Source organism: Paenibacillus sp. GD4 (genome assembly GCF_030846225.1).
Classification (GTDB): Bacteria; Bacillota; Bacilli; order Paenibacillales; family NBRC-103111; genus Paenibacillus_G; species Paenibacillus_G silviterrae.
On the sequence record NZ_JAVCYK010000001.1, the window covers coordinates 3,111,350 to 3,123,974 of the forward strand.

Annotated in this window: 12 protein-coding genes and 2 other annotated features (1 of these 14 only partly in view); of the genes, 11 read left to right on the forward strand and 1 reads right to left on the reverse strand. The window is 53.2% G+C overall.

What is annotated here, in order from left to right:
• Window positions 1-48, forward strand: a sequence feature (ribosomal protein L20 leader region); it begins 110 nt to the left of the window's first position.
• Between the two features lie 35 nt (window positions 49-83).
• The 11 genes from infC (at window position 84) to gcvH (ending at window position 10,625) form a co-directional block, all read left to right on the forward strand.
• A complete protein-coding gene (gene infC / locus RAC89_RS14940; RefSeq protein WP_306614390.1) occupies window positions 84-581 on the forward strand; it encodes a translation initiation factor IF-3 in 498 nt (165 codons plus the stop codon).
• 28 nt (window positions 582-609) lie between these two features.
• Window positions 610-810: a 50S ribosomal protein L35 gene (gene rpmI / locus RAC89_RS14945; RefSeq protein ID WP_284643956.1), complete on the forward strand. Its 201-nt coding sequence runs from the start codon at window positions 610-612 to the stop codon at window positions 808-810.
• A gap of 65 nt (window positions 811-875) precedes the next feature.
• Window positions 876-1,235: a 50S ribosomal protein L20 gene (gene rplT, locus RAC89_RS14950; protein ID WP_284643959.1), complete on the forward strand. Its 360-nt coding sequence runs from the start codon at window positions 876-878 to the stop codon at window positions 1,233-1,235.
• A gap of 533 nt (window positions 1,236-1,768) precedes the next feature.
• Window positions 1,769-3,508 carry a biosynthetic-type acetolactate synthase large subunit gene (gene ilvB, locus RAC89_RS14955; protein WP_306614392.1) on the forward strand — a complete coding sequence of 580 codons (1,740 nt, stop codon included), beginning with the start codon at window positions 1,769-1,771 and terminating at the stop codon, window positions 3,506-3,508.
• On the forward strand, window positions 3,505-3,996 hold the full coding sequence (gene ilvN, locus RAC89_RS14960; RefSeq protein ID WP_306614394.1) for an acetolactate synthase small subunit: 492 nt from the start codon (window positions 3,505-3,507) through the stop codon (window positions 3,994-3,996). Before ilvB ends, ilvN begins: the two co-directional genes overlap by 4 nt.
• A gap of 153 nt (window positions 3,997-4,149) precedes the next feature.
• On the forward strand, window positions 4,150-5,142 hold the full coding sequence (gene ilvC, locus RAC89_RS14965) for a ketol-acid reductoisomerase (RefSeq protein WP_284643964.1): 993 nt from the start codon (window positions 4,150-4,152) through the stop codon (window positions 5,140-5,142).
• Between the two features lie 105 nt (window positions 5,143-5,247).
• Window positions 5,248-5,510 (forward strand) — a binding site (T-box leader).
• Window positions 5,511-5,580: 70 nt separating this feature from the next.
• The gene (gene leuA / locus RAC89_RS14970) at window positions 5,581-7,248 is read left to right on the forward strand and encodes a 2-isopropylmalate synthase (protein WP_306614396.1); all 1,668 of its coding nucleotides are present in this window, start codon (window positions 5,581-5,583) and stop codon (window positions 7,246-7,248) included.
• 86 nt (window positions 7,249-7,334) lie between these two features.
• Window positions 7,335-8,249: a hypothetical protein gene (locus RAC89_RS14975; RefSeq protein WP_306614398.1), complete on the forward strand. Its 915-nt coding sequence runs from the start codon at window positions 7,335-7,337 to the stop codon at window positions 8,247-8,249.
• A 90-nt stretch (window positions 8,250-8,339) separates the two neighbouring features.
• Entirely contained in the window at window positions 8,340-9,419 is a 1,080-nt protein-coding gene (gene leuB / locus RAC89_RS14980; protein WP_306614400.1) for a 3-isopropylmalate dehydrogenase, read from the forward strand.
• A gap of 197 nt (window positions 9,420-9,616) precedes the next feature.
• Window positions 9,617-10,165 (forward strand): peroxiredoxin, encoded by a 549-nt coding sequence (locus tag RAC89_RS14985; RefSeq protein ID WP_306614401.1) that lies wholly within the window; start codon window positions 9,617-9,619, stop codon window positions 10,163-10,165.
• Between the two features lie 76 nt (window positions 10,166-10,241).
• On the forward strand, window positions 10,242-10,625 hold the full coding sequence (gcvH, locus tag RAC89_RS14990; protein WP_306614402.1) for a glycine cleavage system protein GcvH: 384 nt from the start codon (window positions 10,242-10,244) through the stop codon (window positions 10,623-10,625).
• 374 nt (window positions 10,626-10,999) lie between these two features.
• Here the strand turns inward: gcvH and RAC89_RS14995 are convergent, their stop codons facing one another.
• The gene (locus RAC89_RS14995; RefSeq protein ID WP_306614404.1) at window positions 11,000-12,622 is read right to left on the reverse strand and encodes a GGDEF domain-containing protein; all 1,623 of its coding nucleotides are present in this window, start codon (window positions 12,620-12,622) and stop codon (window positions 11,000-11,002) included.
• Between the last annotated feature and the right edge of the window lie 3 nt (window positions 12,623-12,625).

The window sequence follows — 12,625 nt, forward strand, 5'->3', positions numbered from 1 at the left end:
AAACCAAACGGACGTGGGCGATTTACGCCTACGTCCTTTTTTGTACAATCCTTTGGAGGTGGCAGGTTATTAGTACAGAGCACATGATTAACGATGAAATTCGGGCGAAGGAAGTTCGTTTGATCGGTTCGGACGGCGAGCAGTTAGGTATCAAGCCGATTCGTGAAGCGCTGCAATTGGCGCTGGATGCGAATATGGATTTGGTTAACGTGGCTCCAACGGCGAAGCCGCCGGTCTGCCGAATCATGGATTACGGGAAGTACCGCTACGAGATGCAGAAGAAAGAGAAGGAAGCCCGTAAGAACCAGAAGGTCGTCGAAATGAAGGAAGTTCGCCTGAGCGCAACGATCGATGAACACGATTTTCAAACGAAGCTGCGCAACGTCGTGAAATTTTTGAACGATGGAGACAAAGTGAAGCTGTCGGTTCGTTTCCGCGGCCGGGAAATTGCCCACGCCGAGATCGGACAACGCCAGCTGGAGCGCATGGCAACGGAGGTAGAGGAGCTGTCCGTGGTTGAACGGAAGCCGAAGCTCGAGGGCCGTAGCATGATCATGATTTTGTCGCCGAAACCGCAATAAATCACATCTCTTAAGGAGGAAAACCCAAATGCCAAAAATGAAAACTCACAGCAGCTTGAAAGACCGTCTGAAAATCACAGGTACCGGTAAAGTGAAACGCTACAAAGCATACAAGAACCACCTGCTGTCCGGTAAATCCGCTCGTCAAAAGCGCGTGCTCGGCACAAACCCGGTAATGGCTGAAGGCGATGTAAAGCGTCTGAAGCAGCAAATTTCCCTGCTTAAGTAATTTTCACACGTTCTGATTGACCCGTATATATACTTAAACATTAACTATCTGGAGGTAGATTTCACATGGCAAGAGTGAAAGGCGGTTTTATCCGCACACGTCGTCGTAAGAAAATCCTGAAGCTTGCAAAAGGTTATTTCGGTTCCAAACATAGATTATTTAAAACAGCTAAAGAACAAGTAATGAAGTCCTTGATGTACGCATACCGTGACCGCCGTCAGAAGAAGCGTGACTTCCGCAAATTGTGGATCGTTCGTATCAATGCGGCTGCTCGCCAAAACGGTCTGTCCTACAGCAAGCTGATGCACGGCCTGAAGCTGGCTGGCATCGAAGTAAACCGTAAGATGCTGGCTGACCTGGCGGTTAACGACATCAACTCGTTCAACCAACTGGCTACTGCAGCGAAGGAAAAAGTAAACGCGTAAACGCGTATGTATAGAAAAGATCGCAGTACGCCGGCTTCGGCGGATTGCGATCTTTTTTTGTTAGACGCTGGAAGGACTTTGGCTCCAGTACCCGGGACTTGCAACGTCGGTATTGACTAAACCTCCGAATAAGCATATAATAGCTAAAAAAGTACAACTGCTGACAATAGCTATGAAGAGGAAAAAGTAATAAGGGCTCTTATGTTCAGAGAGCAGCGGACCTGCTGAAACCGTCGCCTTAATCCCTTATTTGCGAAGTCGCCTCCGAGCTGTTTTCCTGAAAGTGTTGCTGCTCTCGTAGCAAAAGCGACTAGGGAGAATCGGACTGGCACACGTTACCGTGCCCAAGGTAAAGAGAAGCGCCACTACCTAGCGGCACTTTACCTGCTAAGGCTATTTGTTGTGAGGCAGATGGCAAACCATGGGTGGTACCACGGAGGATTCGAACCCCTTTCGTCCCGGCAGATGCGTTTATGCGCGTCGGGATGAGAGGGGTTTTTTGGTTTTTATTTTTTGAGAGGAGGATAAAGAAGATGATCGTTCAAACCACACAGAAGTCGAAGGAGCAGCTGCGTCAGGAGCTGCTGAAGCCGGATGTCGTAACAGGGTCGGAAGCGTTGCTGCGTAGCTTATTGCTGGAGGATGTTGATTGCGTCTTCGGATATCCGGGCGGGGCGGTTTTATATATTTATGATGCGATGCACGGCAATCCGGATTTTAACCACTTGCTGACTCGTCACGAGCAGGGCGCGATTCACGCGGCGGACGGCTATGCCCGTTCCACAGGAAAGGTCGGCGTATGTATCGCCACATCCGGTCCGGGAGCGACCAACCTCGTTACGGGGATCGCTACGGCTTACATGGATTCGGTGCCGTTGGTTGTTATCACAGGAAACGTCGCCACGACGGTGATCGGAACGGATGCCTTCCAGGAGGCGGACATTACCGGCATCACAATGCCGATTACGAAGCACAGCTACCTGGTGCGCGATGTGAAGGACCTCCCACGTATCATGAAAGAGGCGTTCCACATTGCGTCGACAGGACGTAAAGGTCCGGTATTGGTCGATATTCCGAAGGATGTATCCAATGCGCAAATGGAATTCCACTACCCGGAGAAGGTGGACATTCGCGGTTATAAGCCGACGGTGCAGCCGAACAAGCTGCAGGTCGACAAGATGCTGGAGGCCATTGCCGCAGCGGAGCGTCCGGTCATTCTGGCCGGCGGCGGCGTGGTGTACGCAGATGCGGCGAAGGAGCTTATCGAGTTCGTGGAGAAGACACGCATTCCGGTAACGACGACATTGCTCGGCTTGGGCGGCTTCCCTAGCGCGAATGAGCTGTGGATGGGGATGCCGGGAATGCACGGAACGTACACGGCGAACCATGCGCTGCAGAAGTGCGATTTGCTCATCGGGATCGGCGCACGCTTCGACGATCGCGTGACGATGAAGGTGAACGGCTTTGCGCCTCATGCGAAGATCGTTCATATCGATATTGACCCGGCTGAGGTCGGCAAGATTGTCGAAACCTCGATCCCGGTTGTCGGCGATATCAAGGAAGTGCTGCAGCAGGCGAACCAGAAGGCGAAGCCGGCGAAATCCGAGAAGTGGATTGAGTGGGTGCTCGAGACGAAGAAGAACAACCCGCTGACGTATGTGGATTCCGATACGGAGCTGAAGCCGCAATACGTGATCGAGATGATTCATGAGACGACGAACGGCGATGCGATCGTTACGACGGACGTAGGCCAGCATCAGATGTGGACGGCGCAGTACTACAAGTTCAACAACCCTCGCTCCTGGATCACCTCCGGCGGCTTGGGCACGATGGGCTTCGGCTTCCCGTCCGCGATCGGCGCACAGGTTGCAAATCCGGACCGTATGGTCGTATCGGTCAACGGTGACGGCGGAATGCAGATGTGTTCGCAGGAGCTGGCGATCTGCGCCATCAACAAGATTCCGGTGAAAATCGTGGTAATCAACAACCAGGTGCTCGGTATGGTTCGCCAGTGGCAGGAGATCATTTATGACAACCGCTACAGCCACATTGACCTGGCCGGCAGCCCGGACTTCGTGAAGCTCGCAGAGGCTTACGGCGTGAAAGGACTTCGCGCAACCAACAAGGACGAAGCTAGAGCCGCTTGGCAGGAAGCAATGAACACCGATGGACCGGTACTCGTGGAATTCGTCGTCCGCAAGGGAGAGAACGTGTATCCGATGGTTACACAAGGCTCGACGATAGACCAAATGATATTGGGGGACTCGGAATGATTCGCAAACATACCATTTCCGTATTAGTGAACAACCAGCCCGGCGTTCTGCAGCGTGTATCCGGCTTGTTCGGACGCCGCGGCTTCAATATCGAGAGCATTACGGTGGGAGAATCCGAAGAGCAGGGCCTCTCCCGGATGGTTATCGTCACTACGGGCGATGACCAGACGCTGGAGCAAATCTCGAAGCAGCTGTATAAGCTGATCGACGTAATCAAGGTCGTTGACCTTAGTGCCAATCCGATGGTGGCCCGCGAGCTTGCCTTGATCAAGGTTACTGCAGAGCCGGCGGCACGTCCGGAGATCCTGGGTGTCGTCGAAACCTTCCGCGCGGCTGTTGTCGATATCGGACCGTCCTCGCTGATCGTTCAGGTCGTAGGCGACTCCGACAAAATCGATGCGATGGTCGAGCTGCTGAAGCCTTACGGCATTCGGGAGCTGTCCCGTACAGGCGTAACGGCAATGGTTCGCGGCATGTCTGCGAAATAAACATTTCAACTGAAGGCAAAGTGTAGTAAAATGGTTCCTGTGTGCGGGGGTTCAAGCGGATAACGCTTTAACGCGACGCGGTGCCCCTAGTCCGTGTTGTCCGGCTGAACACCCGCATACAGGGTTCTAAATTAAAGGAGGAGCTATAATACCATGGCTGTAACATTGTTTTATGAGAAGGATGCTGATTTAAACGTACTGAAGGGCAAAACCATCGCAATTATCGGCTACGGAAGCCAAGGCCACGCACAAGCGCAAAACCTGCGTGACAGCGGTCTGAAAGTAGTTATCGGTCTTCGTCAAGGCCGTTCCTTTGAGCAAGCGAAAAACGACGGTTTCGAAGTATTCAGCGTAGCGGAAGCTACGAAGCTGGCTGATGTGGTGCAAATCCTGATGCCTGACGAAACCCAAGCGTCGGTATATAAGAACGAAATCGAACCGAACCTGAAGCAAGGCGCAACGATCCTGTTCTCCCACGGCTTCAACGTTCACTTCGGTCAAATCAACCCGTCCTCGGACAAGAACGTATTGCTGGTAGCTCCTAAGTCCCCAGGCCACATGGTTCGCCGTGTATACGTTGAGGGCTTCGGCGTACCTGGTCTGATCGCGATCCACCAAGATGCTGACGGACAAGCTAAAGCGATCGGTTTGGCTTATGCGAAGGGTATCGGCTGTACTCGTGCGGGCGTTATCGAAACAACGTTCCGTGAAGAGACAGAAACCGATCTGTTCGGTGAGCAAGCGGTTCTTTGCGGCGGTGCTTCCGCACTGGTTAAAGCAGGCTTCGAAACATTGGTTGAAGCAGGCTATGCTCCTGAGATGGCTTACTTCGAGTGCTTGCACGAGCTGAAGCTGATCGTTGACCTGATGTATGAGGGCGGTCTCGCAACAATGAGACACTCCATCTCCAACACAGCGGAGTACGGTGACTATGTAACAGGTCCTCGCATAATTACAGAAGAAACGAAGAAGGCTATGAAGGAAGTTCTTTCCGACATCCAACAAGGTAAATTCGCTCGCGACTTTATCCTGGAGAACCAATCCGGCCGTGCGTTCCTTACTGCGACTCGCCGTCTGGAATCCGAGCATCCGATCGAGCAAGTCGGTTCCCAGCTGCGTGAACTGATGCACTGGATCAAGAAGTAATAGGTGTTTACATAAGGTACGGTCTGTTTCGGGCCGTACCTTTTTTGTTTTTCTAAGGAGATGCTTGATATTATGGCTCGCGTGTTATACAATACGTAATAATATGAAAATACGTTGAAGAGGAATAGTAAGGTGTCCCAAGCGTTAAGAGAGCTGTTGGTTGGTGCGAAACAGTCGTGGAGGAGATCTGAACTCGCCTTAGAGTTGCCCGCTGAACGAACAAGTAGGTGGAGCCGGAGCCTGACCGTTATCATCAGGAGGATAGTAGGCTTGTCCGTTAGGCCAGCCCCTTATCCGCTAAGTGCATGCTGTCAAAGGCATGAATTGGAGTGGTACCGCGTAAGATGTCACAGTCTTTCGTCTCTGTTTAGGGAGATGAAAGGCTTTTTTGCGTTCCGGCAGGACGCTACAGGATATGGAAGAGAGGAAGGGAAACCTATGAGAAACGCAGAGAAATATGCTAGAGGGTATTTTATGCCGCCGAAGCAAAGCTTGAAGTGGACCCAAAAGGAATATATTACCGAGGCACCTACTTGGTGCAGCGTCGACCTTCGTGACGGAAATCAGGCGTTAATCGTTCCAATGAATCTGGAGGAAAAGCTGGAGTACTTCCAGTTGCTCGTAGACATCGGATTCAAGGAGATTGAAGTAGGATTTCCGGCAGCGTCGGAAACGGAGTTCACCTTCCTGCGCACTTTGATCGAGAAGAATTTGATCCCGGATGACGTCACGATCCAGGTGCTTACCCAATCGCGGGAGCACATTATCCGCAAAACCTTCGAATCGCTGAGAGGAGCCAAAAAGGCCGTAGTGCACTTGTACAATTCGACCTCCGTGGCGCAGCGGGAGCAGGTTTTCCGCAAATCGAAGGAAGAAATTATCGATATAGCCGTTACCGGAGCGAAGCTGCTGAAGGCCTGTGCGGAAGAGACCGAAGGGAACTTCCAATTCCAATATTCGCCGGAGAGCTTCACCGGTACGGAAGTGGAATTTTCACTCGAAATTTGCAATCGGGTACTGGATGTTTGGCAGCCGACCGCTGACAACAAGGTAATTATCAATCTTCCGGCTACCGTATCCATGTCCATGCCGCACGTCTATGCAAGCCAAATTGAATATATGAGCGAGCATCTGAATTACCGCGAGAACGTCATCGTTTCGCTCCATCCGCACAACGACAGAGGTACAGGGGTTGCCGATGCGGAGCTGGGCATGCTCGCGGGAGGACAGCGGGTGGAAGGAACCTTGTTTGGCAACGGGGAAAGAACAGGGAATGTCGACATCATTACACTGGCGTTGAACATGTACTCGCACGGAGTGGACCCGAAGCTGAATTTCGAGAACATCCCAGGCATCCTCGCCGTATACGAACGTTTGACCAAAATGAGAGTTAGCGAACGACACCCTTACGGCGGCGAGCTCGTATTCACCGCTTTCTCCGGCTCGCATCAGGATGCGATTGCCAAGGGAATGAAATGGCGCGAGGAGCAGGAGCGCGAGTATTGGTCAGTGCCTTACCTGCCTATCGATCCGAAGGATATCGGCAGAGAGTATGAAGGGGATATTATCCGAATTAACAGTCAGTCCGGTAAGGGCGGCATTGGGTACGTGCTGCAGCTGAAGTACGGACTGGATCTTCCCCCGAAAATGCGCGAGCACTTCGGATACTGTGTGAAAAACGTATCGGACCAACAGCAGAAAGAACTGCTGCCGGATGAAATTTACGACATTTTCCAGAAGGAATATGTCAATATCAAAACGCCGGTTGAGTTCGTCAAATACCGTTTTACCGACGATGATGATTTCCAAACCGTAGTCACCATCCGGACCGGCAATGAAGTCAAAGAAATTACGGGTACGGGTAACGGAAGACTGGATGCGATCAGCAATGCGCTTCAGACACATCTTGGTTTGGATTACTCCGATTTATCCTATAAGGAGCATGCTCTGGAAACAGGGTCCAAATCCCAAGCAGTTTCTTATATCGGCATCAAGGCTTCGAACGGCAGCGTACATTGGGGCTGCGGCATCGATGTGGATATCATGACCTCGTCTGTCAAAGCGCTGTTCAGTGCCGTCAACCAAATGAGCAAGAACGGGAAATAAAGTGTAAAACGAACCGCCTTCGCCAGAAGGCGGTTTTCTTCGTTTCTATGGTAGAATGGTGTTACACAATCGGAGGAGGAATCGGTGTGACGAAGAGGCTTTCGGATTATGCATTTGGACAAGCGGTGGACTTCATGAATGTAAAGGCAAGACCGCTGGAGCGTGCCATGCTGGCCTATGAATTCGGTCAGGGCTCGGCGGAGACGGTAGTGGAGGAGCTCATCCAGTACCGGAACGAGGACGGAGGCTTCGGGTACGGCCTGGAGCCGGACCTGCGGACGGCTGCATCATCCGCTTACGCTACCACGATTGCGATGCAGTACCTCGTGCTGCTGCCGGATGAAGCCGCTAAAGAGCCCGCAGAGGAGGCGCTCGCTTATTTTCGATCGACCTATGATGCTGCCGGACAAGGATGGGACCTCATCCCAGAAGCGGCAGAGGAAGCTCCGAGGGCTCCCTGGTGGGGCTACGAAAGCGTCCGTACCCGGCCGCATTGGGGGAACGCGAACGCGGAGATTGCGGGGTACTTCTTGCGTTACGGAAGTGAATCGGATCGAAATTTCGCAGAAGCCCTAACGGAGACGGCAATACAGAAGCTGGAGGAGGTCAAGCAGCTTGAGTTCCATGAACTGCTCTGCTATTTGCGGCTGGCACGGTTTGTAGCCTCTGAGCAGTACGGCCGGATGGAGCCATGGCTGCAAGCATCGGTGCAATCGAATGTGGTTACCGATCCGGCGAAGTGGACCGGCTATGGCCTGCAGCCGATCAAGGTCGTTACATCGCCGGATTCCCCGTATGCGGATATGCTCTCGGAGGCTGTGCAGGCCAATCTTGATTTTGCCGTATCGAAGCAAACACCGGAAGGCTGCTGGATGCCGGAGTGGAGCTGGGGACAAGACGAAAAGGAGTGGGCCGAGGCTCATACGGAATGGTGCGGCGTCCTGACCTTGGAGAAGCTGCGGGTACTCAAAGCTTTTGGTCGAATCGAGCGCTATAGTTAAAACCTATCGCGATGATAGATTTTATATCTTGGTCAAGCAAAGAACATATATGATACAACAGAGTTAATGAAGACTCGAGGAGTGAATAAAATGACAGACTTGAAAAAGATTGCCGTCATCGCGGGTGACGGAATCGGTCCTGAAGTTGTAAACGAAGCGATTAAGGTGATGAAGAAGACCGAGGACGTTTTCGGACTTCGCTTTGAATTCGAGCATGGCTTGTTCGGCGGTATCGCCATTGATGAGAAAGGGACACCGCTTCCGCAGGAAACACTCGATATTTGTAAAAAAGCGGATGCGGTACTGCTCGGCGCTGTCGGCGGACCGAAATGGGATAACAATTCGAAGGAGCTTCGCCCGGAAACAGGCTTGCTCGGTATCCGCAAAGCGCTGGGTTTGTTCTCCAACATTCGTCCGGCGAACGTTTTCGATTGCTTGAAGGAAGCCTCCACGCTGAAGCCGGAAGTGCTTGAGGGCACGGACCTGATCGTGGTACGCGAGCTGACAGGCGGTATCTACTTCGGTGAGAAGTTCCGCCGTGAAGGTGCGAACGGTCAAGAAGCGGTAGATACTTGCGTATATAACGTAGCTGAGGTGGAGCGCATCGTTCGTCAAGCGTTCGAAATCGCGCAAACTCGCCGTAAGAAGCTGGCTTCCGTAGATAAAGCCAACGTTCTGGAAACCTCCCGCTTGTGGAGAGAAGTCGTTAACCGGATTGCTCCTGAGTATCCGGATGTAGAACTCGAGCACGTGCTCGTTGACAACTGTGCTATGCAGCTGCTGCGCCGTCCTGCCAGCTTCGACGTTATCGTAACTGAGAACATGTTCGGCGATATCTTGAGCGACGAAGCGGCGATGCTGACAGGCTCCATCGGAATGCTGTCCTCCGCTTCCTTGGGCGAGGGCGCGTTCGGCTTGTACGAGCCGGTACACGGCTCCGCACCCGACATTGCAGGTCAAGGCATTGCGAACCCGATTGCAACGATCCTGTCCGTAGCGCTGATGTACCGTCTGACCTTCGGTTACCACGAAGCGGCGGAAGCCATCGAGCGCGCCGTGAAGGAAGTGCTGGATGCCGGTCATCGTACAGGCGATATCGCCGTCGATAAGAGCAAAGCCATCGGCACAACCGCAATGGGCGAGCTGATTGTGAACGCGATCCGTAAATAAGATCAACCTGGGAAGACTCTTGAGAAGCGATTCTTGAGAGTCTTTTTTCGTGGAATGTAAGGGAATGGCGTTAATTAGAATTATTCTAAAAGTATAATAGTTCTAATCTTGACTTTCATTTTTTCGAATGATACCATGAATTGCGTAAAGATGAGCTATTCCGTCATTTCCATATAGATCCTTAGGAGGCTTTCATCATGGCAGAACGTTTAGTAGGCAAACCGGCACCAAGCTTCACAATGGATACGGCCCTGGGCAGCGGACAAGAATTCGGGCGTGTCAGTCTGGACGATTACAAAGGCAAATGGCTCGTATTGTTCTTTTATCCGCTGGATTTCACTTTCGTGTGCCCGACGGAAATTACGGCGATCAGCGAAGCTGCGGCCCAATTTAAAGCAGTTGACGCAGAGATCCTTGGCGTGTCCGTGGACAGCAAGCACTCCCACCGTGCATGGATCAACACACCGGTTGACCAGAATGGCCTCGGGCAGCTGAACTTCCCGCTGGCATCCGATATGACGAAGCAGGTTTCCCGCGATTACGGCGTATTGATCGAAGAAGAAGGCATCGCGCTTCGCGGTCTGTTCATCATCAATCCGGAAGGCGAGCTGATGTACCAAGTAGTTCACCATAACAACGTGGGCCGCAGTGTCGAGGAGACCTACCGCGTTCTGGAGGCCCTGCAATCCGGCGGTCTGTGCCCGATCGGCTGGAAGAAGGGCGACAAGCTCCTGGCAGCGAAGTAATCATCATGCATACAAGAATCCCTCGGGCTGCTGACGGCAGGCGAGGGGTTTATTGCTATAGAGAGGGGCGTTAAGGATGGACGTCATTAGCCATTTAAAATACAGCGAGAACCACGAATGGGTTCGCGCGGAGGGCAAGCGAGCGGTGATCGGCGTGACCGATTTTGCTCAGGATGAGCTTGGCATGGTCGTCTTCGCCGAGCTGCCGGAAATAGGCGATGAGCTGAAGGCAGGGGAGCCGCTGGGCAGTCTGGAGTCGGTGAAGACGGTATCGGAGCTGTATGCGCCGATTAGCGGCAAGGTAATCGACATCAACGTGAAGCTGCTGGAGAATCCGGGGATCATCAACCTGTCGCCGTATGAGAGCGGATGGCTGATCGTCATGGAGATGGCCGATCCGTCGGAGCTTGAACAGCTCTGGGATGCCGAGAAGTACAAGGAAACCTACATACATGAGTAAGGGATAACGATAAGGAACGACCGCAATAACGGCACGGAGGTGCGTTAAGTGAGCGCTCCGGCTCCGCAAACCGCCGGATAACGGCATGCAGGGTCGTTAACGCGTGCCACGGAGTGCCGGAGAGCGCGGAACGACTACAATAACGGCACGCAGGTGCGTTAAGTGAGCATTCCAGCTCTGCAAACCGCCGGATAACGGCATGCAGGGTCGTTAACGCGTGCCAGGGAGTGTCGGGGAGCGGGTAACGACCGCAATAACGGCACGGAGGACCGGGACGGCTTCACTACCACCACCGCCATACCATACAAAAAGGCTTCTCTCGCTAGTCAGAGTCGTATCTGACAGGCGGGAAGAAGCCTTTTTCATGAAGAAATTTATACTACACAAACGCGGTTGCGGCCTGTCCGTTTCGCTTCATAGAGCGCCTGGTCGGCGCGTACGAGCAGCGAGTGCAGCGGCTCGCCGGGGCCCTGCCACTGCGCCGCCCCGATGCTGGTCGTTACGCGGAAGACAGCGCCTTCACCTGAGCGGTGCTCTATCGCCGCCAGCTGCTTGAGCAGCCTTTCCGCTAGCGCCAGTGCGGCATCCAAGCCGGTATCCGGCAGGAGAATCAGGAATTCTTCGCCGCCGAAGCGGGCGATGGCATCGCCCGTCCGGGCTTCCTTCTGCAGCAGTCGGCTAAAGGACTCAAGCAGCCTGTCCCCCGAGTCGTGACCGTACTGATCGTTGATCTGCTTGAAGTGATCCAAATCCAAAAGCAGGATACAGAACAGCTCCCCCGTACGCTCCGCTCTCTCCCACACCTTGTTCATTCTCTCCTGAATGCTTCGGCGATTCATCAGTCCCGTCAAGTAGTCCGTACGCGCTTCCATTTCCTTCAGCAAGTTCAGCCGCTGCAGCTCCTCGAATGCAGCCTCAAGCTCCTTCTGCTGCTGCAGCAGGCGCCGGCCCTGACGTTCCAGCTTCTCATTGGACTGCTCCAGCAAGCCGAACAGCCTTCGGTTATCGGCAAGCGTCAGAAACTGCCGGATGATAATGAGAACAAGCGATACGAGGATGCCGATCATCAGCTCGTCCAGCGGGGGAGTGACGAATATCATTACCGCCAGCAGCAGGACGAAAGCGACATAAGGAAGCAAGGGATGCGCCCCGAGCTTACGCCGGGTATCGGGAGCTTGCGGATCTGCCAAAGGGCGGTCCGTGCCGGTCAAGCTGGACAAGCCGAGCATCAGTAGTCCGCAGGCCCATAACGGATCAATCCAATCACCCGAGGCATAGCTTCCCGCAATCGTTTTCATTACATAGATCTGAATGGCGATACACCATAGGCCGGAAGCAAATACAATGTGAAGCAGACTCAAACTGCGGCTTCCATGGGTGTGATAGCTGTAATACATAAATAGGGAACCAAGAAAGCAGCCGAGTGCTCCGATCGGATACATCAGCAGGAGCACAGCCCGACCACCGTCGATGCCGGACGGATTCAGGATCGGTAAAAAAATAAAATGCCAGTTGAGCGTCCCGATGGTCACCATGGTAATTAGAATGTCAAAGGCCGCATGAATCGTAAGCATCGGTCGATAGGAATGCAGTAAGGACAAAATCGCCCCGATAAACACAACGGGCAATACGGCAAAGAACAGATCCGCTGTGGTGTAGGCCGCCGGAACGGAGCCCTGCCATACATAAAGGTCTTGAAGGCGCCATAGGGTTTCTCCGATTCCGTAGAGCAGCGCACCGCTGAAAAACAACTGCCATGCTCGTCTCAGCTTCCCTTGCTGATGCCTAAGGCTGTACCCCATCAGAAGCAGGCTTAGCATCACCCCAACCGGGCTTAGCACATCCGAAGCGATTCTGCCGTATGGCGGCTGGAGCACGAGCAATAATCCGAAGTATACGAGAGCGTACACAAGAACAAGCATACGTGCCCGGCGCAGCAGCGGGAGCTTGTGATGGATGGAGGTACCGATGGGTGGAGGCGCGGCCGAGTAGGTCATGAC